This window comes from Epibacterium ulvae, from assembly GCF_018678075.1.
Classification (GTDB): Bacteria; Pseudomonadota; Alphaproteobacteria; order Rhodobacterales; family Rhodobacteraceae; genus Epibacterium; species Epibacterium ulvae_A.
In genome coordinates this window covers 40,113-60,979 of record NZ_JAHHIR010000030.1, presented here as the reverse complement: position 1 = coordinate 60,979, position 20,867 = coordinate 40,113, and the positions used below count along the sequence as shown (strand labels likewise).

Annotated in this window: 23 protein-coding genes; 9 read left to right on the top strand and 14 right to left on the bottom strand. The window is 57.0% G+C overall.

What is annotated here, in order from left to right; genetic code table 11:
- Positions 1-117: 117 nt before the first annotated feature.
- Together nth and KMP13_RS08085 are read left to right on the top strand one after the other, a co-directional pair.
- Positions 118-762 (top strand): endonuclease III, encoded by a 645-nt coding sequence (gene nth / locus KMP13_RS08090; protein WP_215265336.1) that lies wholly within the window; start codon positions 118-120, stop codon positions 760-762.
- Positions 759-1,748, top strand: a complete 990-nt coding sequence (locus KMP13_RS08085) for an adenosine kinase (RefSeq protein WP_215265335.1) — start codon at positions 759-761, stop codon at positions 1,746-1,748. The genes nth and KMP13_RS08085 overlap by 4 nt, the downstream gene beginning before the upstream one ends.
- 64 nt (positions 1,749-1,812) lie before the next feature.
- On the opposite strand, the gene KMP13_RS08080 is transcribed toward KMP13_RS08085, so the two are convergent.
- Both KMP13_RS08080 and KMP13_RS08075 read right to left on the bottom strand, forming a co-directional pair.
- The gene (locus KMP13_RS08080) at positions 1,813-2,331 is read right to left on the bottom strand and encodes a hypothetical protein (protein ID WP_215265334.1); all 519 of its coding nucleotides are present in this window, start codon (positions 2,329-2,331) and stop codon (positions 1,813-1,815) included.
- Positions 2,331-2,813, bottom strand: a complete 483-nt coding sequence (locus KMP13_RS08075; RefSeq protein ID WP_215265333.1) for an RNA pyrophosphohydrolase — start codon at positions 2,811-2,813, stop codon at positions 2,331-2,333. Before KMP13_RS08075 ends, KMP13_RS08080 begins: the two co-directional genes overlap by 1 nt.
- 135 nt (positions 2,814-2,948) lie before the next feature.
- Here KMP13_RS08075 and KMP13_RS08070 point away from each other — a divergent pair, with 135 nt between their 5' ends.
- Together KMP13_RS08070 and KMP13_RS08065 are read left to right on the top strand one after the other, a co-directional pair.
- Entirely contained in the window at positions 2,949-4,982 is a 2,034-nt protein-coding gene (locus KMP13_RS08070; protein WP_215265332.1) for an NADPH-dependent 2,4-dienoyl-CoA reductase, read from the top strand.
- 242 nt (positions 4,983-5,224) lie between these two features.
- Positions 5,225-6,130 carry a LysR family transcriptional regulator gene (locus KMP13_RS08065; RefSeq protein WP_215265331.1) on the top strand — a complete coding sequence of 302 codons (906 nt, stop codon included), beginning with the start codon at positions 5,225-5,227 and terminating at the stop codon, positions 6,128-6,130.
- 11 nt (positions 6,131-6,141) lie between these two features.
- Here KMP13_RS08065 and KMP13_RS08060 read toward each other — a convergent pair whose 3' ends face one another.
- From KMP13_RS08060 to KMP13_RS08050, 3 genes are read right to left on the bottom strand one after another with little or no spacing between them, the layout of a single operon-like run.
- Positions 6,142-7,065: an OmpA family protein gene (locus KMP13_RS08060; RefSeq protein WP_215265330.1), complete on the bottom strand. Its 924-nt coding sequence runs from the start codon at positions 7,063-7,065 to the stop codon at positions 6,142-6,144.
- Between the two features lie 48 nt (positions 7,066-7,113).
- The gene (locus tag KMP13_RS08055) at positions 7,114-7,851 is read right to left on the bottom strand and encodes a GNAT family N-acetyltransferase (RefSeq protein WP_215265329.1); all 738 of its coding nucleotides are present in this window, start codon (positions 7,849-7,851) and stop codon (positions 7,114-7,116) included.
- Positions 7,848-8,570, bottom strand: coding sequence for a competence/damage-inducible protein A (locus tag KMP13_RS08050; RefSeq protein WP_215265328.1), 723 nt, complete (start codon positions 8,568-8,570; stop codon positions 7,848-7,850). The genes KMP13_RS08055 and KMP13_RS08050 overlap by 4 nt, the downstream gene beginning before the upstream one ends.
- Positions 8,571-8,686: 116 nt before the next feature.
- Here KMP13_RS08050 and sfsA point away from each other — a divergent pair, with 116 nt between their 5' ends.
- Together sfsA and map are read left to right on the top strand one after the other, a co-directional pair.
- Positions 8,687-9,388, top strand: coding sequence for a DNA/RNA nuclease SfsA (gene sfsA, locus KMP13_RS08045; RefSeq protein ID WP_215265327.1), 702 nt, complete (start codon positions 8,687-8,689; stop codon positions 9,386-9,388).
- Positions 9,389-9,467: 79 nt separating this feature from the next.
- Positions 9,468-10,277 carry a type I methionyl aminopeptidase gene (gene map / locus KMP13_RS08040; protein ID WP_215265326.1) on the top strand — a complete coding sequence of 270 codons (810 nt, stop codon included), beginning with the start codon at positions 9,468-9,470 and terminating at the stop codon, positions 10,275-10,277.
- Positions 10,278-10,346: 69 nt separating this feature from the next.
- On the opposite strand, the gene KMP13_RS08035 is transcribed toward map, so the two are convergent.
- From KMP13_RS08035 to KMP13_RS08020, 4 genes are all read right to left on the bottom strand, one after another.
- A complete protein-coding gene (locus KMP13_RS08035; RefSeq protein WP_215265325.1) occupies positions 10,347-10,673 on the bottom strand; it encodes a hypothetical protein in 327 nt (108 codons plus the stop codon).
- Positions 10,674-10,833: 160 nt separating this feature from the next.
- Positions 10,834-11,499, bottom strand: coding sequence for an HAD family hydrolase (locus KMP13_RS08030; protein ID WP_215265324.1), 666 nt, complete (start codon positions 11,497-11,499; stop codon positions 10,834-10,836).
- A gap of 53 nt (positions 11,500-11,552) precedes the next feature.
- The gene (rsmD, locus tag KMP13_RS08025) at positions 11,553-12,113 is read right to left on the bottom strand and encodes a 16S rRNA (guanine(966)-N(2))-methyltransferase RsmD (protein WP_215265323.1); all 561 of its coding nucleotides are present in this window, start codon (positions 12,111-12,113) and stop codon (positions 11,553-11,555) included.
- Positions 12,110-13,321 (bottom strand): NAD(P)/FAD-dependent oxidoreductase, encoded by a 1,212-nt coding sequence (locus KMP13_RS08020; protein ID WP_215265322.1) that lies wholly within the window; start codon positions 13,319-13,321, stop codon positions 12,110-12,112. Before KMP13_RS08020 ends, rsmD begins: the two co-directional genes overlap by 4 nt.
- 95 nt (positions 13,322-13,416) lie before the next feature.
- Here KMP13_RS08020 and KMP13_RS08015 point away from each other — a divergent pair, with 95 nt between their 5' ends.
- A complete protein-coding gene (locus KMP13_RS08015) occupies positions 13,417-13,905 on the top strand; it encodes a peroxiredoxin (RefSeq protein ID WP_215265370.1) in 489 nt (162 codons plus the stop codon).
- A gap of 33 nt (positions 13,906-13,938) precedes the next feature.
- Here the strand turns inward: KMP13_RS08015 and KMP13_RS08010 are convergent, their stop codons facing one another.
- The 5 genes from KMP13_RS08010 to KMP13_RS07990 all read right to left on the bottom strand — a co-directional run bounded on the left by KMP13_RS08010 (position 13,939) and on the right by KMP13_RS07990 (position 19,236).
- Complete coding sequence (locus KMP13_RS08010) at positions 13,939-14,235, bottom strand: 4a-hydroxytetrahydrobiopterin dehydratase (RefSeq protein ID WP_215265321.1); 297 nt, start codon at positions 14,233-14,235, stop codon at positions 13,939-13,941.
- The gene (locus KMP13_RS08005) at positions 14,232-15,419 is read right to left on the bottom strand and encodes a GNAT family N-acetyltransferase (protein WP_215265320.1); all 1,188 of its coding nucleotides are present in this window, start codon (positions 15,417-15,419) and stop codon (positions 14,232-14,234) included. Before KMP13_RS08005 ends, KMP13_RS08010 begins: the two co-directional genes overlap by 4 nt.
- 175 nt (positions 15,420-15,594) lie before the next feature.
- Positions 15,595-16,053 (bottom strand): RidA family protein, encoded by a 459-nt coding sequence (locus KMP13_RS08000; protein ID WP_215265319.1) that lies wholly within the window; start codon positions 16,051-16,053, stop codon positions 15,595-15,597.
- 124 nt (positions 16,054-16,177) lie between these two features.
- Positions 16,178-17,482 (bottom strand): HlyD family type I secretion periplasmic adaptor subunit, encoded by a 1,305-nt coding sequence (locus KMP13_RS07995; protein ID WP_215265318.1) that lies wholly within the window; start codon positions 17,480-17,482, stop codon positions 16,178-16,180.
- Entirely contained in the window at positions 17,479-19,236 is a 1,758-nt protein-coding gene (locus tag KMP13_RS07990; RefSeq protein ID WP_215265317.1) for a type I secretion system permease/ATPase, read from the bottom strand. Before KMP13_RS07990 ends, KMP13_RS07995 begins: the two co-directional genes overlap by 4 nt.
- 215 nt (positions 19,237-19,451) lie before the next feature.
- On the opposite strand from KMP13_RS07990, the gene KMP13_RS07985 reads away from it, so the two are divergent.
- Both KMP13_RS07985 and KMP13_RS07980 read left to right on the top strand, forming a co-directional pair.
- Complete coding sequence (locus KMP13_RS07985; RefSeq protein WP_435370346.1) at positions 19,452-20,201, top strand: MlaA family lipoprotein; 750 nt, start codon at positions 19,452-19,454, stop codon at positions 20,199-20,201.
- A 3-nt stretch (positions 20,202-20,204) separates the two neighbouring features.
- A complete protein-coding gene (locus KMP13_RS07980) occupies positions 20,205-20,792 on the top strand; it encodes an MlaC/ttg2D family ABC transporter substrate-binding protein (protein ID WP_215265315.1) in 588 nt (195 codons plus the stop codon).
- Positions 20,793-20,867 lie beyond the last annotated feature (75 nt).

Genomic DNA, 20,867 nt, shown 5'->3' with positions numbered 1-20,867 from the left:
CAGTCCCGGGCTCAACGCGACCCGAAACCTGCGATAAGAACACAGGCGCGCGCAAAGAGGCGCAAACCCCCTCTTTGCCGTTGCCTCAGACCATCCAACAGGCCATTAAAGGCCGCAATGGCCAAGCAACTTGATTATCACACCCTGCGCGAGATTTTCACCCGGTTCCAGGACGCAGAGCCTGAACCGAAAGGTGAATTGGATCACGTGAATGTCTACACCCTTGTGGTCGCTGTCGCGCTGTCTGCGCAGGCCACGGATGCGGGCGTGAACAAAGCCACCAAAGAGCTGTTCAAAATCGCCGACACGCCGCAAAAGATGCTGGATCTTGGCGAAGAAGGCGTGATCGAACATATCAAAACCATCGGCCTCTATCGCAACAAGGCCAAGAACGTGATCAAACTGTCGCGGATGCTGGTGGATGACTACGGTGGCGAAGTCCCCAATTCGCGAGCCGCGCTGCAGTCCCTGCCCGGCGTTGGTCGCAAAACCGCCAACGTGGTGCTTAACATGTGGTGGCGCCAGCCTGCACAGGCGGTGGATACGCATATCTTCCGGGTCGGCAATCGCTCTGGCATTGCGCCGGGCAAGGACGTGGATGCGGTGGAACGCGCGGTGGAGGACCACATCCCCGCCGATTTCCAACTACATGCACACCATTGGTTAATCTTACATGGGCGATACCATTGCAAAGCCCGCAAACCTTTGTGCGGCACCTGTATAATCCGTGATCTCTGTCAATTCGAGGACAAGACCCTATGAAAACCTACCAACTTGTTGGCATCGGCAACGCCGTTGTGGACGTTATCAGCCAATGTGACGACAGTTTTCTGGAGCATATGGGCATCGAAAAAGGCATCATGCAGCTGATCGAACGTGATCGCGGCGAGGTGCTCTATGCGGCGATGAACGACCGCGTGCAAACGCCGGGTGGCTCGGTTGCCAATACAATTGCCGGTGCCGGCGCGCTGGGGCTTGAGGCTGCGTTCATCGGCCGCGTGCATGACGATGCATTGGGCAAATTCTACGCCCAAGCCATGCAGGACGATGGCGTTGATTTTGTGAACCCGCCCGTTGCCGGTGGCGAACTGCCCACCTCACGCTCGATGATCTTTGTGTCCCCCGATGGGGAACGGTCGATGAACACCTATCTTGGTATCTCGTCCGAGGTCAGCTCAGACGACGTGCCCGCCGGTGTTGCCGAAAGCGCCAAGATCGTCTTCCTCGAAGGCTATCTGTTTGACAAAGACAAAGGCAAATCCGCCTTCCGCGAGGCGGCACGCGCCGCCAAAGCTGGTGGTGGTAAAGCAGGCATCGCGATCTCAGATCCGTTCTGTGTGGAACGTCACCGCGCCGATTTCCTGTCGCTGATCGAACATGATCTGGACTATGTCATCGGCAATGAGGCTGAGATCAAGTCGCTGTTTGAAACCGACGATCTGGACGCGGCTCTGGCCAAAGCCGCTGCAATCTGCCCCTTGGTGGTCTGCACCCGGTCCGGCGACGGTGCAACGGTTCTGAGCGACGGGACCAAGATCGATGTGCCGGTCGAAAAAATCACCCCGATCGACGCCACAGGTGCGGGCGATCAATTTGCGGCTGGTTTCCTTTATGGTCTGGCGACCGGGCGCGATCTGGAAACATGTGCCCGCATCGGCTGCATCTGCGCCGGCGAAGTCATCCGTCACATCGGCCCACGTCCACAATCGGATGTCCGCGATCTGCTGACGGCTGCTGGCTTGCTCTAAGCCAAATTCTGTATCTCAACGCAAAAAGCCTCCCGTCATGTGGGAGGTTTTTCTGTCTGGACGGTTATCGAAAGACTTGCTCAGCCCGTGGAATGCAAACGCCGCCCTGGTGGCAGGTCAGGACGTCTTGTTCACTTTCGGGCGTTAACGCGTGTAGGTCGCCTGAACAGGCATCAAGGCGGACACGCAATCCACCATCCACTTTTTCAGCAAATAAGATCACGTCACGATCCGTTGTCGCGCGGGGACACCAAGGCCCCAGACAGGTCAAGTGCAACGTCGCCTGAACATTGGCCCGAATGGTGAACCCAACCGCCCCAAGCGCGGCGCCTTGCAGCTGCGCCGTGATCTCAACCGTTCCACCGCTATTGCTGCGCACAATAGTTTCCAACCGGCGATCCAGCTTGCGTTGATTGAAGGTCAGGCGTCCTTTTAGAACATTGAACTCCGCATCCGACGCTGCCGCATGCAGGTAACTGTCGGTGATCCCAGATGGCACGCAGCTGAGCGCATGCGCGCTAGAGGCGGCGAAGGTCAGAACAACGCCCAGCCCCGCCAGTGTGCGCAAAATCCGGCCCGCCATCACAGATGCGCCTTAAACTCGGCCAAGACGCGTTCATAGACTTCGCGTTTGAAGGGCACAATATTGTCCACCAACTGATCGACCGGCAGCCACTTCCAGGCGCCAAATTCCGGGTGTTCGGTCGCGATGTTCACTTGTGTGTCCTGCCCAAGAAAGCGCATCAGATACCATTTCTGCTCCTGACCGCGATACTTGCCCCCCCAGAACTGCGGCACCACGTCATGTGGCAGATCATAAGGCAACCAACCGTCGCTTTCAGCGATGATTTCAACAAGTTCCGGTAGAACACCGGTTTCTTCTTCCAATTCACGCAGTGCTGCCGTTTTTGGACATTCACCTGCGTCAATCCCGCCTTGCGGCATCTGCCAGGCATCCTTATGCCGATCCATACGTTGGCCCACAAATACCGCACCGGCGGCATTGATCAGCATCACGCCCACATTCGGCCGATAGGGCAGCTGTTCGATTTCTTCAGGTGTCATAGTCAAAGCCCTCACATTTCTAGTGCAGTTAGAGCCGGTGCCGCGACGACACGCAAGAGGGTGACGCGGCGTTGGATCATGACAAGCGCTTGGGGGCTGCGAATAGTGTGAGCGGACAAAGTTGAGGACGCCAGAATGACCAGCTACCCCAATCTGCTTGCCCCGTTGGATCTGGGGTTCACCACGTTGAAAAACCGCGTGTTGATGGGGTCGATGCACACAGGTCTTGAAGAAACCGGCGACTGGAACCGTGTGGCAGAGTTCTATGCGGCCCGTGCCAAAGGCGGCGTCGCCTTGATGGTCACCGGCGGCATTGGGCCGAACCCGGAGGGGGCCGTGTTTCCAGATGCAACGCGAATGGAAAGCGCCAGCGATGTTGCACACCACCGGGTAGTCACTGCACGCGTTCACGACCAAGGCAGCAAAATCGCGATGCAGATCCTGCATGCCGGGCGCAATGCCTATGGCCCCGATTGCGTGGCACCCAGTGCAATCAAATCACCGATCTCACCCCATGCCCCGACCGCGCTAGATGAGGTTGGGATCGAAAAACAGATCCGCGATATCGTTCAGGCCGCAAGACTGGCGCAGGATGCCGGTTATGACGGTGTCGAAATCATGGGGTCCGAGGGGTATTTCCTGAACCAATTCCTGGTCACCCATACCAACAAACGCGACGACCGATGGGGTGGGAGTTACACAAACCGGATGCGCCTGCCGGTCGAGGTGGTGCGCCGTGTGCGCGCAGCTGTGGGGGCCGAGTTCATTCTGATCTATCGCCTGTCGATGATCGACCTGATCCCAAATGGTTCCAGCTTTGAAGAGGTCGTGCACCTTGCCCAAGCCGTCGAAGACGCAGGTGCAACGCTGATCAATACCGGCATCGGTTGGCATGAGGCGCGCATTCCGACAATTGCTACCTCTGTCCCGCGCGCCGCGTTTGCCTGGGTGACCCAGAAACTGATGGGCAAGGTTTCGATCCCGCTGATCACCTCAAACCGGATCAACACGCCCCAAGTGGCCGAACAAGTGCTGGCCGATGGCGCGGCAGATATGGTGTCGATGGCGCGCCCGATGCTGGCGGACCCGGATTTTGTGGCCAAAGCCGCCAGTGGCGCGGCTAAGATGATCACGCCTTGTATTGCCTGCAATCAGGCCTGTCTGGATCATACGTTTGGCGGGAAGCTCACCTCATGTCTGGTGAACCCACGGGCCTGTCACGAAACCGAACTGCTGGTCACCCCCACGGCCACGCCCAAATCCATTGCGGTCGTTGGGGCCGGCCCGGCTGGTCTGGCCACTGCGATTTCGGCTGCGGAACGCGGGCATCACGTCACCCTGTTTGAACAGATGCGCACCATCGGTGGGCAGCTCAACATGGCGCGTCAGGTTCCGGGGAAAGAAGAGTTCCATGGCCTTGTGGATTGGTTTCAGGCACGTATCGCCTCTTTGCCGATCACGGTGCATCTGAACACACGCGCCGACGTTCAACTGATGTCCCAATATGATGAGGTCGTTGTGGCGACCGGTGTAACTCCACGCGATCCTGAGATCCCCGGACAGGACCTGCCGCATGTGCTCTCGTACATTGATGTCCTGCGCAACAAGGCAGCCGTGGGGGACCGCGTTGTGATCATTGGGGCCGGTGGTATCGGGTTTGACGTAGCAGAGTACCTTTTGCATCCCAGTGAACACACCTGCCCCGCGTCAGGGCCAGACCCGCAAGAGTGGCGCACGGAATGGGGCATCGGAGATCCGACGCAACATCGCTCTGGCCTTTTGCCTGAGGGGCCTAAACCGCCGATACCTGCGCGCCAGATCACCCTAACGCAGCGCAAGGCGGAACCGCTGGGGCGTGGGCTGGGCAAATCAACCGGTTGGATCCACCGCACCAAATTGCGACGGCAAGGCGTCCGTTTTGTACAAGGTGCGCAGTATCGCGAGATCACCGAGGCGGGCTTAATTGTGCAAATCCGCGAACAATCGCCCGAGCTCTTGGAAGCAGACACCGTCGTTCTTTGTGCCGGCCAAACCTCTGAGAATGGATTGGCCCAAGCCTTGGTCGCGCTAGGTTCGTCGCCCCATGTGATTGGCGGCGCGGATTATGCCGGTGAGCTGGATGCAAAACGGGCCATTGATCAGGGCACGCGACTCGCGGCACAGCTTTAACTGGCAAAATTGCTCAGTTCGCTTACAAATCTCGCAACAAACAAAGGTATTCAGCTGTCATCGGGAATTGAGGAGCAATCAAGCGCAACACCCTTAACCAGTTGAAGTCGCGATTGTTTCCCTGTTTCCAGAGTGAAAACGATTTCCCGAAAACCCTTGAATTATCCCACGCCCGCCGCGAAGCTGCCTCAATCTTCTTGCAAGACTGAGCACAGCACAGGAATGATTTAGGAGACGGAAATATGGATCGGCTGACCGAAATGGAAGCCTTTGCCAATGTTGTAGACCAAGGCGGTTTTACGGATGCAGCCAAGAAGATGGGCATCTCGAAATCTGCGGTCTCCAAACATGTCTCCAGCCTCGAAGCGCGGCTTGGTGCACGGCTTTTGAACCGCACAACCCGCCGGGTTTCGCCCACTGAAATTGGTCTGGCCTATTATGACCGCGCGCGGCGTGTGTTAAATGATGCCGGTGAAGCGGATGCGTTGGTGACATCGATGCAATCCGCACCTTCCGGCCTATTACGGATTTCGGTCGCGACTGATTTCGGCGTCAACCACCTGTCCCCTGTGCTGTCGGACTTCCTGCGTGACTTCCCGGATATCACCGTCAATATGGTGCTGAACAACCGTTATGTTGAACTGATCTCCGAAGGGTTTGACATGGCTGTGCGTATTGGTGAGCTGGAAGACAGCTCCCTGCGGGCCCGCAAGCTGGCGGACACAACCAAACGGATGATCGCGTCACCCGCCTATCTCGAAGAATTCGGCCGTCCGCAAAAGATAGACGATCTGAACCATCACAAGTTGTTGCATTATTCGAACCAATCCAGCGGCAGTGTCTGGCGTCTGACCGCTCCGTCCGGCGAAAAACGCCAGGTGCGCACCAGCGGCTGGTTGTCAGTAAACGACGGGCAATCGCTGCTGACGGCTGCGATCTCGGGCCTTGGGATCGCGTATCTGCCCAGCTACCTGTATGCGGATGCGATGTCAGAAGGTTTGGTCGAAGACGTCATGCCTGGCCTGCCGGTGGAAATCCAAGGCATCTATGCGGTCTACCCGCCGGGTAAATTCACCCAGCCCAAGGTCCGTGCCTTTATCGATTTCCTAGCGCAAGCCTACGCACACAAAGATCCCTCGGTCTGGTAAACCGTCTTCCCTCATTTGGGCGGTAACAAGACCACTTCGACGCGGCGGTTGATCTCTCGACCGGCCGCGTCTTGGTTTGTGGTCAGCGGTGCCATATACCCGGCGCCTGCGGCCTCCATCCGGTTGCGATCCACACCATAGACTTGTTGCAACTGGCGCATCACCGCTTCGGACCGTGCACGAGACAGCGCGGTATTGGGCGCGAGATTGCCGACGGTATCCGTGTGACCCACCAATAGGATCCGCTGCTCGGGCTGTGCCTCCATAAAAGTCGCCAGCGCGTCCAGGCTTTCATATCGCTCTTGGGCCAAGGTGGTTGAGCCGGATTGGAACTCTAACCCAGCCAAAACCGCATGGCCCGCACTGATCAGACGGCTGGTCAGGTCCTGGTCGGTGTCCGCTTGCGTCTGGGGCCGTGTCGGTTGGCTGACCTCAGCTTGCGGCGCGACAGTTGGGGTGACAATCACATTTGCATCACCCGTGCCGATCTCGACAAGCTGCACGAAATTCGCGCGCCCAAACCGCGACACCAGAAGCGTTATAAAATCCCCCGCAGCGGATTTCGCCGAAAGAAACAGGTAGTCCCCGAAATCAACCGCCATATCGGGCGCGGGCACCACATCCACGGCAAAGCGGAAATCAAAGCCGCCGCATTCCACGTCGTGACATTGAAACAGAACCTCATACCCCTGCGTCTCGATCTGGGATCTTAAAGGGTCAAACACCTGCAAGGTGGTCTGGCCGCCGTTGATCCGCCAGGTTCGCCGCAGCACGCGCCCCTCGGCCAACTCCATGGCCACGGCCCCATCACGCCATGGCCCAACGGGAATATCGTAGCGCGCAAAGGGCATGTCGCGATTGGCCAAGGCGTTTGCGCCCAGCGGCAATTCCAGTTCGCCGGCATGGGCCGACAGCGCGGCGCACAAGGCGATCATGCCGGTTAACGCCGTTCGACGATTTGGTATTCGCAGCATGTCAGATCATCACGCGCTTCTGAGTTCTCGGTAGTGATAGCCGCCGACGATGTTCAGACCCAGCTGATCATAAAGCGCATTTGCCCCCAGATTGGATTGGGTCACCAGCACCGCGAGTTTATGCGCTTTGTTGCGCAGCGCCCATTGGGCGGATTGATACATCATCCATTTGGCCAACCCCTTGCGGCGATGCTCAAACTGCACTTCTAACGCGTGCAGCATGGCGTATTCACCGTGGGTCGCAACAAAGGCCGAGGCCGCAGGTTGGTCATCCACCCGGCCAAAGATCGATGTTTTCGGCGCGACAACCCGTTTCATGATCGCAAGACGCGGTGCGTTGATGCCGCCTTCGGTCCAGATGTCCTTTTGAATGGCCAGAGGCGGCCAAACGGTAAAGGTCGTCACACGTGGAAGCACCGCTTCGGCCAGATCCGCCGTGCGGCCGGTGCGAATAAAAACCGGGTCCTTAACTTTGAAATCCTGTTCAGCCAGCCAGTGATCCAAGGCGTCATCGCCGTCCCGGATCATAAACAACGGGGTTTGGCCCATGTCCCGCATGGCTGAAATGGCGTTTTCCAGATCCGCAGGTTCGAACTCACCATCGACGGTTGCAGCGGATACCCGGCTGCCGCCGCCCCTGCCCTCGCGCAGGGTAACAGCCCCCAAACGTTCGACCCGCGCCGCAGGCCATGTTGCATCAATGACATCGTAAAAGGCTGGTTCAGCCACAGGCACCGCATCGCTCATATCTGCAACCCCGCCACCAGTGCGTTCAGCGCCGCTTCGATCCGCGCGCCATCGGTGCCCCGCAAGACGACATTGGCACCAAAGGCTCCGTTTTGTTGAAAAGGGTAGCAACCGATAGATAGATCCGCGAAATCATCGGCAACCTGGCTGAGGATCTCGGCAATGTCGCCTTCGCCGCGATCAACCCGCAACGTCTGCGACAAAAGCGGCGCGCCCCCAGCAATCGTGGCCAACACACCCACAACCATAGCCTGAAACACCGAAGGGACACCTGCCATCACATGCACATTGCGGATCGTGAATCCCGGCGCGGCCGAAACTGGATTTTCGATTAGTGCAGCTCCTTCGGGGATCCGCGCCATGCGGAGACGGGCGGCGTTCATCTCTTTTCCGGTTTCCTGGTAGTGCGCCGCGAGAATAGCGCGGGCATCATCACGTACATCCAGATGCACACCAAAGGCCCGTGCGATGCAATCGGCGGTGATATCATCATGGGTCGGACCGATGCCGCCGCTGCTAAAGACATGGTCATAATTGCCCGAAAGCGCGGTAACGGCCGTTACAATCGCCTGGGCATCATCGCTGACAACACGCACCTCTTTCAGGTCGATGCCGTGATTGGTCAATTCACCTGCGAGATAGTACATATTGGCATCTCGCGTGCGGCCAGACAGGATTTCATCGCCAATGACAAGCATGGCAGCAGTGGGGTTGGTCATCCGAGATCTCCCATATGTTGGCCTTATGTGTGCAAGATAGACCTGCCCACAGATCGTGCAACTGATCAATGTCACAAAGCCGTTGATTTTTCGCAATTGTCTGACATGCATAGGCCATGAATTTTCCAACGCCCCTGATCCCCGCCACGCTTGTGAAACGCTACAAACGCTTTCTTGCTGACTGTCAGCTTGAGGACGGGCAGGTGATCACCGCCCATTGCGCCAATCCGGGCTCAATGATGGGGTTGGCCGAACCGGGTATGCGTATCTGGCTGGAACCCAATGATGATCCAAAGAAAAAGCTGAAATACGGCTGGCGGTTGGTCGAACATGACGGCGGGCATTTTACCGGGGTTGATACCTCTGTGCCCAACCGAGCCCTGCGCGCGGCATTGGAAAGCCGCGCCGTGCAAGAGCTTGCCGACTACACCGATGTCCGTCCCGAGGTGAAATACGGTGAAAACAGCCGGATCGACTTTTTGCTCAGCGCGGCTGGGTTGCCGGACTGCTACGTCGAAGTCAAAAGCGTGACCCTATCGCGTCAGCCTAGATTGGCTGAGTTTCCGGACAGTGTGACAAAACGCGGCACCAAACATCTGATTGAGCTGGCCGAGATGGTCAAATTGGGCCACCGCGCGGTCATGTTGTACCTGATCCAACGCACCGATTGTGATCGTTTCACTTTGGCTGCGGACATAGACCCCACATATGCGGCGGCTTTTGCGGAGGCTAAATCCCAAGGTGTGCAACATTTGGTTTATGACACGGTAATTTCGCCTGACGGTATAGAGATTGGAAAGCCCGTTCTGACTGTATAACGCGCAAGCGTCAGGGGCACTGGCCCTTCGTCGGAAAACCCCTTAAATACGGGCCAACAGGTAAGCATTGGAGCCCTTGATGAGATCAAAAGACGGCCGCACCACCAAAGACGGCATCCGCATCTACCAAGACGCGGATTTTGCTGGCATGCACGCTGCAGGCAAGCTGGCGGCGCAGATCCTTGATGACATCGCACCGCATGTTTTCCCCGGCCAGACCACCGGTGAAATCGACCGTCTGATCACGGAAATGGTTGAGGCGTCCCGCTCGACCTCAGCCACGATCGGCTACAAAGGCTACCAGCATGCCAGCTGCATAAGTGTGAACCATGTGGTCTGCCACGGCATCCCAAGCGACAAAAAGCTGAAAGACGGCGATATTATGAATATCGACGTCACTGTGATCTTGGATGGATGGTTTGGGGACACCAGCCGGATGTTTGTAGCCGGCAAACTGCCCCGCAAGGCGGAACGTCTGATACAGGTGACCCACGACTCCCTGATGAAAGGGATCGAGGCCGTCAAACCGGGCAATACATTTGGTGATATCGGCCACGCAATTCAGGTCTATGCCGAAAGCCACCGGATGAGCGTGGTGCGTGATTTCTGCGGCCACGGTTTGGGCCAAGTGTTCCACGCACCGCCAAACGTGCTGCATTATGGCCGCCCCGGAACTGGACCTGTTCTGGAAGAAGGCATGTTCTTTACAATCGAACCGATGATCAATCTAGGCCGTCCGGAAACCAAGGTTCTGGCAGACGAATGGACCGCTGTGACCCGCGACAAATCGCTGTCCGCGCAGTTTGAACATTCAATCGGTGTAACCGGCGACGGGTTTGAGATTTTCACACTATCGCCCGCCGGTAAATTCCACCCGACATGCGCATAAAAAATGCAGGAGGTCACCCTCCTGCAAACTCAACAGATCAAGATGTTGAACAGGTTGGGGGGGGGGCCTTTATAGTTCACAATTTTTCTTGTGCGCTAACTCGACCAGAACTTCGTGGCGCTCATTTGCTGCCTCCAAAGCCTGTTTCGCATTTTGGTAGTTGCCGATAATTGCCGGCCAAAACAGAATTGCCGCCGCGACGTTTTTACCAGACGCGGTTTTTCCCTTTTCTGCCTCGGCGCGAATTTCTTCTAACTGTACCAGTTGAGTAGCGATTTGCTCACATGTCAGATCACGGTCACCTATATTAGACTTGGTTACAACGTCGGGTGAAACACAGGCGGAAACGGCAAGCAGGGACACCAAAAGCAAGCCGGGTGTTTTGATAAATTTCATAGTTTTTCTAGTACTTTCAATTTCTTTCCCAGCCTGTAGTTGGAATTCAGGCTTTTCGCGTGAGTTGTATAAATTGCAAGGACGCGAACGTGTAAAAATGGCTTTCCAAATCTCAAAAACGCGTCAAGACGTTGCTTGAAGATCACAATTCTTTGATCGCTTAGACAATACTCAGAAGTGCAGCAACCTCATCCATGCCTTCAAACACTTCCGCGTTGTGCTGTGCCAGCCGTGCGCCCGTGCCATGGGGGACATGGCCCAGACAGCGCATGCCTGCACGTGCGGCGGCCATAGCGCCGGTTTCGCTGTCTTCGATCACCACACAGTCGCGCGCTTGCACGTCAAAATGGCTTGCTGCCGCCAGAAAAATCCCCGGTTCAGGTTTGGCCACACCAAGCGAATGCGCCGAGAACATCGCATTTGGGTGAAACACCTCCCAAAGACCGTTTTGATCCAAGGTGATCTTCATCTTTGCTTCGCTGCCGTTGGAGGCCACACAAAACGGGATCTGCGCGTCCTCTAGCTGCTCCAACAGGGCGGGAATGCCAGGCACCAAATCGACCCCTTCTTCGAGGCGTGCGTACATTTTTGCATAGATCTGATCGACCCAACCATCCGCCAGATCTGCACCCATTTCGCGCGCTTTAGCCAAGACACCCTTCATCGTGCCGCCCACAAACAAATCCATACATTGATCCATAGTGACGTTCAGCCCGTGGGTCGCCAGATCCTCGATCAGCACATGATTGGTGGTGATTTCACTGTCCACCAGCACTCCGTCACAATCAAAGATCACCAATTTCGGCGTGGGATGGGTCACGGGCATACGGGTTTCCTTTGGGCTATTGGACCGCTTTGATAGCAGCGGAATGTAACGGGCTATGCGGCGCCGTCGAACCACATCAATGTTATATGGGTGTCGCCGTATTTGCGACTGCTCTCCAAACTGAACCCGGGCGGGCATTGCATGGGCGCGTTTTCTTCCCAGACAATCAGCGCGTCCTTGGCGAGCCAGCCGCCCGCCAGCGCCACATCCAGTGCCTTTTGACCCAGATCCTTGCCATAGGGCGGGTCGAGAAAGATCAGATCATAGGGTGCGTCCGGATTGGCGCCGATCTTCAAAACATCCCGTCGCATCAGGTGACAGTGATCTGAGGCGCGGCAAAGGTCTATATTCTTTTTGATCAGACCGGTGGAAACCCGTCCGTCATCAACAAATGTCACCTCAGCCGCGCCACGCGACAGCGCCTCCAACCCCAACGCGCCGGTTCCGGCAAACAGGTCCAAGACACGTGCATCAGGAATAGCGCCAGTGTGCGTCAAGACACTGAACAGACTTTCACGCACCCGGTCCGTTGTCGGGCGCAGATGGGCGCTTGCGTCGCCTTTCCCAACCGAGGCCAAGGCGCGACCACGAAAATCACCGGCGATGATCCTCATGCTTTCAACAGGGGCTTCAGATCCGCCGCAGGGTCCGCCACGACGGATTTATCAGCCGTTTTCCCGGCATCGATCAAACGCTTGGCCACCATATAGGCGCGCGGATCGTTCATCGCATCAACCGCAACCAATTGATCCCCTTTGAAATACCAAAACGAGCCCTGCGTGCCCTCCCCCTTGCGGGTGACAACGTGATCGTAGCCCGTGTTCAAGCCAGCGATCTGTAGTTTGACGTCATATTGATCCGACCAGAACCACGGCTGTGCGACATAGTCCGTGTCGGCTCCCATAATGTTCTGTGCGACCACTTCGGCCTGATCAATGGCGTTGGGCACGCTTTCCAACCGGATGCGCTGCCCTTTGAATGGGAACGACGCACAGTCTCCGGCGGACCAGATGGACGGATCGGAGGATCGCCCCTGTGCATCCGTTTTGATGCCATTGTCGATCTCAAGGCCCGCGGCCTCTGCCAATTCGGTGGCGGGCGCGATGCCAACGCCAACAATGACAAAATCCAGATCCAAGGTGCTGCCGTCGCTCAGCTCAGCTCCGGTGACCCGCCCATTGTCGCCCAGCAAACGCACAAGCCCGGTTGCTTCGCGGATTTCGACGCCATGGGAGTGGTGCAGCGCGCGGAAGTAGTCAGACGTTTCAGTCGCGGCGACACGTTGCAGGATGCGATCTGCCATCTCGACCAACACGACCGAGACGCCGCGTTTGGCGCAGACCGCCGCGGCCTCCAGCCCGATATAGCCACCGCCCACAATCAACGCGCGTTTGCCAGCCGTCACATCCGGTGACATGCCATCCGCATCCGCCAGATCGCGCACCACATGCACGCCCTCCAGATCGCCACCGATCGCCGCGGGCAAGCGGCGCGGATGCGATCCTGTGGTCAGGGCGAGCTGGTCATAGGACATCTCCCCATCATCCAGCGTCAGCGTTTTGGACGCGGGATCAATGGCTTGCACACGGGTGGCCAGTTTTACTGTGATTTTGCTCTCAGCGAAAAAACTCTCGGGCCGCAGGTAGAGGCGTTCTTTCTCCATCTCGCCCAGCAGGTAGGCCTTGGACAGTGGAGGACGTTGATAGGGCAGCGCGGTTTCCGCGCCGATCAATGTGATCTCGCCGTCAAACCCGCCCTTGCGCAGTTTTGCAACCAACGATGCTCCGGCCTGTCCTGCCCCAACTACAACGATATGGCCCATAAGGTGCTTGCCTCCTGATAACATTCTGGTCACGGTTCCGGTGGAACGTATATTCCGGGTGCTAGGAAACGCAAATGCAAGAAGAGGAACGCGCGATGATTTCTGTAGGCGACCAACTGCCTGATACTCAATTAACCCGCATGGGAGCAGACGGCCCCGAGCAGGTCGCAATCAGCGACTTGACCAAAGGGCGCACCGTTGTGATCTTTGCCGTCCCCGGCGCTTTTACGCCCACGTGTCACTCGGCCCATGTGCCAAGCTTCATCCGCACCAAAGACCAGTTTGCCGCCAAAGGCGTGGAAGAGATCATCTGTGTCTCGGCCAATGACCCGTTTGTTATGCAAGCCTGGGGCGCCGCAACCGGTGCCGCAGATGCGGGCATCGCAATGCTTGGCGATGCGGAAAGCACATTCACCGATGCGATCGGCATGCGGTTTGATGCGCCCCCTGCCGGTCTGGTCGGCCGCTCCAAACGCTATGCCATGCTGGTCACCGATGGTGAGGTCAAGCTTTTAAACCTCGAAGAGAGCCCCGGCCAGTGCGAGATTTCAGCTGGTGAGACCCTTTTGGACGCGATGTCCTAAGCCGCCATTCTGGGGGCGCAATAGGCTGCGCCCTCACTCTGCCAAAGCGTCCATTTTACGGGCCAGCTTGGCGTCCAAGGCGCTGATGCCGTCAACGTCATGGGTGGTCAGCACAACCTCCACCTTGTTGTAAACATTTGACCATTCTGGGTTATGGTTCCATTTCTCAGCCCAGATCGCGACTTTTGTCATCCAGGCAAAGGCGTCGACGAAATTGGCGAATTTGTAGGTTTTACAAATCGCATCGCGCCCGTCGACCATTGCCCAGCCAGCTTGAAACAACGGGTCCAGCAAAGGGCCGCGTGTCGCGTCAGACAGTTTCTCGGTCATTCTTGTTCCTCCACATCTGCTTTGCGGAAGGGACCATAGTCGGTGAGCACTTCAATCTCTTCCTCAATGGCCGCGCGTTCCGCCACCAAATACCGCTCAACCGCGTCCGCAAAGCCTGGATCACGCATCCAATGCAGACTGTGTGTCATGGTCGGCAAGTAGCCGCGCGCCAGTTTGTGATCACCCTGCGCGCCGGCTTCAACCCGTGACATCCCCCCGGCAATCGCCAGATCTATCGCCTGATAGTAGCACAGTTCAAAGTGCAGGCAGGGATGATGTTCGCTGCAGCCCCAATATCGGCCAAAGAGCGTCTCACGCCCCATGAAATTCAACGCACCGGCAACGTATTGCCCCTCGCGCTCGGCCAGAACCAGCGTCATGTCATCGGCCATCGTATCATGCGCGATATCAAAGAACGCACGGGTCAAATAGGGAGAGCCCCATTTGCGCGCGCCCGTGTCCTGGTAAAACGCCCAAAACGCATCCCAGTGTTCTGGACGCAGATCCTGCCCGCTGAAACTGTGGATCGTACCACCAAAGCTCTGCGCCTGTTTACGTTCCTTGCGGATGTTCTTGCGTTTGCGCGACGACAGGGACGCAAGAAAATCGTCGAAATCCGCGTAGTCATCGTTCAGCCAGTGGTATTGCTGCCCGTTGCGAACCAAAAGCTGCATCTCTTCGCCAATTGCGCGTTCGGTGTCCGTGCAAAAGGTGATGTGAAGCGAGGACAATTGGTTGTTTTCCGCCAGCTGCACCGCGCCTTGCACCAGAGCAGAATGGCCAAGGCCTTCGTAACCGGGACGTACCAAAAACCGCCGACCAGTGGCGGGCGTGAACGGGACCGCGACTTGCAGTTTTGGGTAATAGCGACCGCCGGCATTCTCGTAGGCATGGGCCCAGTTGTGGTCAAAAACATATTCGCCCTGACTGTGCCCTTTTGCATAAAGAGGGGCGCATGCGATCAAAGTGCCGTCCTGAAATGCAGCCAGATACTGCGGCTGCCAGCCCGTTCCGGGTCCAACAGAGCCGCTTTTTTCCAAAGCGAGCAAAAACCGATGTGTCGTAAACGGATCCAGCGGGCGACCGCCGTCTTCAACTTCGGGGCAAGCACAGGCGTCCCAATCCGCCCCGCTCATCTGTTCGATGCTGGCCAATACCTGGATTTCGATTGCGGATCCGTCCATTGCCATCCCCTGCGCGATGTTGTCTAGGCTTTGCCAGTATCTGGGAAACGCCACATGCGGTTCAACCTCCGTTCGTCTCTGACGGCAGGCACATGTTCACAATACCGGCACTATGCGCCGCCACGCCCCGACATTGAGCGTGACAGTCATTTTGATCAGCGCTTGCGCAACGGGCTTACTTGATCTGGAACACCGCGTCGATTTCGACGGCAACGCCCATCGGCAGCGAAGGCGAGGACACGGCTGACCGCGTATGACGGCCCGCATCGCCCAGAAGTTCAACCAACAGATCAGAGGCCCCGTTGACGACCTGTGGCTGCTCGGTAAAGTCCGCGGTCGAGTTCACGAATGCACCCAGCTTTACCACCCGCACCAAACGGCTCAGATCACCCCCACAGGCGGCTTTCAGCTGCGCCAACAGGGACAAGGCACAACGCCGTGCCGCCGCCTGCCCTGCTGCGACGTCCACATCCGCGCCCAATGTGCCGGTGATCAACCCGTTCTCATCCGCTGAAATCTGACCAGAGACATAGACCATGTCGCCTGCAACCACATATGGGACATAGTTCGCCGCCGGGGCCGGTGCCTCGGGTAGGGTCAGACCCAGTTCCGCCAGGTTCGCATCAATGGTCATGTTTTCATTCCTTACAGTCAAAGAGGGTTTTGGCGCAGGCTAGCGCCGGCATCGCTTCAGGAAAAGAACAAAGGGGCCCATCAGAGGACCCCTTTGCGACACATTAAAATACAAACGCTGGAGTTTAACTTTCCCGGAAGGCCCGCACAAAGTAATCCGCCAGAGGCTTAACCAGATAGGTCAGCGGTGAGCGATCTTCGGTCCGAATGTAGCTCTCTACCGGCATGCCGGGAATCAAAACAGCGTTCTCGGGCAAGCGTTCCTGCTCACCTGGATCCAAACGGATTTCCGCCCGGTAATAAGATAGGCGCGATGCTTCATCCTCGAAAGAGTCGGCAGAGACCTGGGCCACGGTGCCAAACAGCTCTGGCGTTTCACGTTGATCCAACGCAGAAAAGCGCAAGGTCACCGTTTGGCCAACGAAAATCTGATCCACATCCGTGGGCGCGACTTCTGCAGCGATCACCAAAGGACGATCTTGCGGGACAAGATACAGCACCGGATCGGCTGGGCGAATGACCGAACGCGGCGTGTGCACTTCCATCCCGTAGATGATACCAGACACCGGCGCCGTGATATCCAGGCGCTCCAGACGCTCCAACAGGCTGCGCCGGTTTTCGGCTAGCTCCACCTCTTGGAAGCGCAGATCACGCAGACGAGTGATCGCCTCTTCGCGCTGCTGGGTGCCCAGCTTCAGGATTTCGATGTCCAATTCGGTAATCCGACCGCGCGCCTGTGCTTCTGACGCAACCAGTTCACCCAAGCGCCCCTCAAGATCCGCCTGGGTCCGGCGCAAGTTCAAAACGGTGCCAGCCTGAGCCAACCCGCGATCCAAAAGCGATTGTTGGTTGACCAGTTCTTGATCAATCAACTCCAACTGCAGGCGCATGGATTTTTGCTGCGCTTGAACACCGATGATCTGTTCATCAATTTGGTTGCGTCGCTTCTCTAGCTGATCGGATTCCCGTGCCACACTGTCTTTGCGGGCCATGAACAGACGTCGTTGACCCAACAAAAAGTCGATCACATCCGGGTTCTCATCCGCCATTTCGATCAACAAAGGATCAAAAGAAATGGCCTGCGCATTGTCACGCTCGGCCTCAAGACGGCCGCGTCGGGCCATGACTTCGAACAATTGGCCTTCGGTGATGGCCAGCTGGGAGTCCAACACGCTGGAATCAAGTTTCACCAGCAGCGCGCCAAGCTCAACCGCGTCGCCCTCACCCACTAGAATTTCAGAGACAACGCCGCCGTCGATGTGTTGGACGACCTGACGGTTCCGGTCCACTTCGATACGGCCCGTTGCAATGATCGCCCCGGCGAGGTTCGACATGACGGCCCAGGTTCCAAACCCACCGACCAAAAGCAGCAGCGCAAGAAACCCGATGAACAACGGCCGGCGTGCCGACCATTTCTGTGTATCGCTCATGTTACACCCCCGGCCTTTGCTTGGCCTATTGGTTTCTTCTTGGCAGCCGCTTGGATGTTTTTATGGTTGGATACCATTTCAGCAAGAACATTGTCCTTGGGCCCAAACGCAGCCTGCGCGCCGTTTTCGATAACCAACAGCATATCACATTCCTGAATAGCCGCCGGTCGGTGCGCCATGATCAGAACCGAGCGCCCTTCCTTTTTCATCTGACGGATCGCGGCGTTAAGCGCCATCGAGCCTTCGTTGTCGAGGTTTGAATTGGGCTCATCCAAGATTACGATCGCAGGGTCGCCATACAGGGCGCGCGCCAGTCCGACACGCTGCATCTGGCCACCTGACAATCGACCACCGCCCGCGTGAACCGGCGTGTCATAGCCTGCTGGCAGTTTCAGGATCATCTCATGCGCGGCGGCTTTGGACGCACTTGCCACAACTTGCTTAGCATCCGGATTGGGTGCCAAACGGGCGATATTCTGGCTTACGGTGCCTTCAAACAGCTGAATGCGTTGCGGCAGATAGCCAATATGCTGTCCCAGAACGTCCGGCGCATATTGATCCAATGACGCACCGTCCAAACGGACCGAGCCGGCAGCCGGACGCCATGTGCCCGTCAAAGCGCGCGCCAGTGTTGACTTACCCGATCCAGATGGGCCGATCACGCCAATCGCCTGGCCCGGTTCGACCTTAAAGGTCACGTTGCGCAACTGTGGCCGGTTCTCACCGGGTGGCACCACGGCCAACCCTTTGACATCCAGACGTGCTTTGGGTTTTGGCAATTCGGTGCGTTCGCGTTCTTCCGGAACTTTGCCAAGCAATTCGGCCAAGTTATCCCAGCCCTTAAAGGCCCGTTGCACCATGGCCCATTGACCCAGCCCCATTTCGATCGGCGCCAATGCGCGGCCCATCAGAATGGAACCCGCGATCATGGCACCGGGCGTCATGTTCCCTTGCAACACGAGATAGGCACCAAGGCCCAGCATCGCGGATTGCAAAAACAGGCGCAGGGTTTTGGTCAGTACCGTGAAACCACCACCCGTGTCACTTGCCACCACCGTATCGCTCAGCGCGGCATCGCGTGCCACTTTCCAACGATGGAACGCGGCGGTGCGCATGCCCATGGATTGGATCATCTCGGATTCTTTGCGGATCTCTTCGGACAGCAGATTGGCCTTATGCCCCGAGGAACTCGCTTGTGACTGCGGTTTCTTGGAGAATACCTGGTTCAAAATTGCAATCGCAACCAAGACCAGCCCGCCTCCGACCGCCAAGAGCCCCAACCACGGGTGGAAGAGTGCAATCCCGGCTAGGAAAATCGGCGTCCAAGGAAGGTCGAACGCGGCGCCCAAAACGGGCGACGACATCAGACGTTGAATGCCTTCCAAATCCTGCAGACCCGTTTGGGCCACCGGGTCGCTGTCCAAGGCGGATTTGCGGACCATTGCGTCAAATACACGCCGGTCCAACGCTGCTTGAAACCGTGCGCCGATGCGGGCAAGAATCCGCCCACGTGCATAGTCCAAAAGCCCCATCATCCCATAAAGGAAGAGGACAAGAATCGATAGGGCAACCAATGTTGCCTCTGATCGGCTGCCAAGAACCCGGTCATAGACCTGCATCATATAGAGCGGGCCGGTGAGCATGAGTAAGTTCACGAAAAAGCTGAACAATCCGACGGTCCAATACAGGTGTCGGCTTTGTCTACGCACAGAGCGCAGCTCGTTAATTCCGTCTTGTGTTTTATTTTTTTGCATGTTCGGAGTGCTGAAACCAATTTTCGACCATATATGCGCTTACATAACCCATACGTACAGGGTTTCTTTTGCCCTGTTCCTTATGTGCCACAAAATGATAAACAGCGACTTTAGCCCCCTGGGACGCCAGGAAAATAACTGTATGTGAACGAAGCATATTACCTGCGCCCCCTTACGGCGCTTTGAGACGAGACGGCGGTAACATGAAAATGAAGATGCGTGCGATCCTTCCTGCACTGTTCCTTGTGGCGGCCACTTTGGTGTCCGGCTGCGCAAAACCTACAGGCGAACAGATCGCCGAAGGCACCATTGCTGACCCCCATGAACAGCGCAATCGCGCGGTTCATGAGTTCAACCGTGGTGTCGACCGTTTTGCATTCCGTCCTGCCGCCAAGGGCTATGTTGCGATCGTACCGCCCGACATGGTCACAAGCTTCGGTCTGTTTGCTGAAAACCTGTCGATGCCGGGGCAGGCCGTGAACTCTGTTTTGCAGGGTAACTTCAAACAAGCCGGGATTGCGCTGTCGCGTTTTGCGATCAATTCTATCCTCGGGATTGGTGGTCTGGGCGATCCGGCCTCTGATTTCAACGTCCCACGTGTCGACACCAATTTCGGTGAAACGCTGCACGTCTGGGGGGTCGGCGAAGGCAGCTATGTCGAACTGCCTTTCTTTGGCCCGTCCACCGCGCGTGATGCGACTGGTCTGGTCGTCGACTTTTTCACAAACCCAATTGGATATGCCAAGAACAATCCCGCCGATAACATCGACGTATACGCCGAGATCGTGCGTCGTCTCGGGGATCGTGGCACATATTCCGATACAGTGGATTCGATCCTCTATGAGAGCGCCGACAGCTATGCTCAGGCCCGCTTGATCTATTTGCAGAACCGCCGGTTCGAGCTGGGCCAGGCCTCTGAGAATGCAGAGATCGATCCGTTTGAATTGAGCACGGAAGGATTTTAAGTCATGGACCGTCGAAATTTCCTATTGTCCCTGGGCGCAAGCCTGTCATTTGCTCCGGCTGCGGCCTGGGCGTTGGACAACACAAGCGCTAGCCGATTGATCGACAACCTTGTTGGAGACATCAACAACGTGATCGAATCCGGCAAAGGCGAAACCGCGATGTTCCGCGAGTTCGAGCGTATCTTTGCGAATTACAGCGACACATCCTACATCGCCGCCTATGCGATGGGTGTCGAAGCCCGTCGTGCGAGCAATAGCCAAAAGAAAGCCTTCTCCAAAGCATTCCAGGGCTACATTTCCCGCAAATACGGGCGCCGTTTCCGTGAGTTTGTTGGTGGCCGACTTGAAGTGACAGGCGTCAAGAAGGTCAAGAAATGGTATGAAGTCGACACCGTCGCCTATCTGCAAGGGCAGTCGCCGTTCAAAGTGACGTTCCTTGTCTCTGATCGTTCCGGTCAGGACCGTTTCTTCAATATGTTCATCGAGGGCGTGAACCTGCTGCTGACGGAACGTACCGAAGTTGGCGCGATCTTGGATCGCAACCGGGGCGACATCGACAAAACAATCGCGGAACTCAAGAAACTCGGCTGAGACGACCCACAGTTTCGACAGACAAAAAGGCCCCGCTTGGGGCCTTTTCTTATTTGTGCGGATACGTTGGGGGTC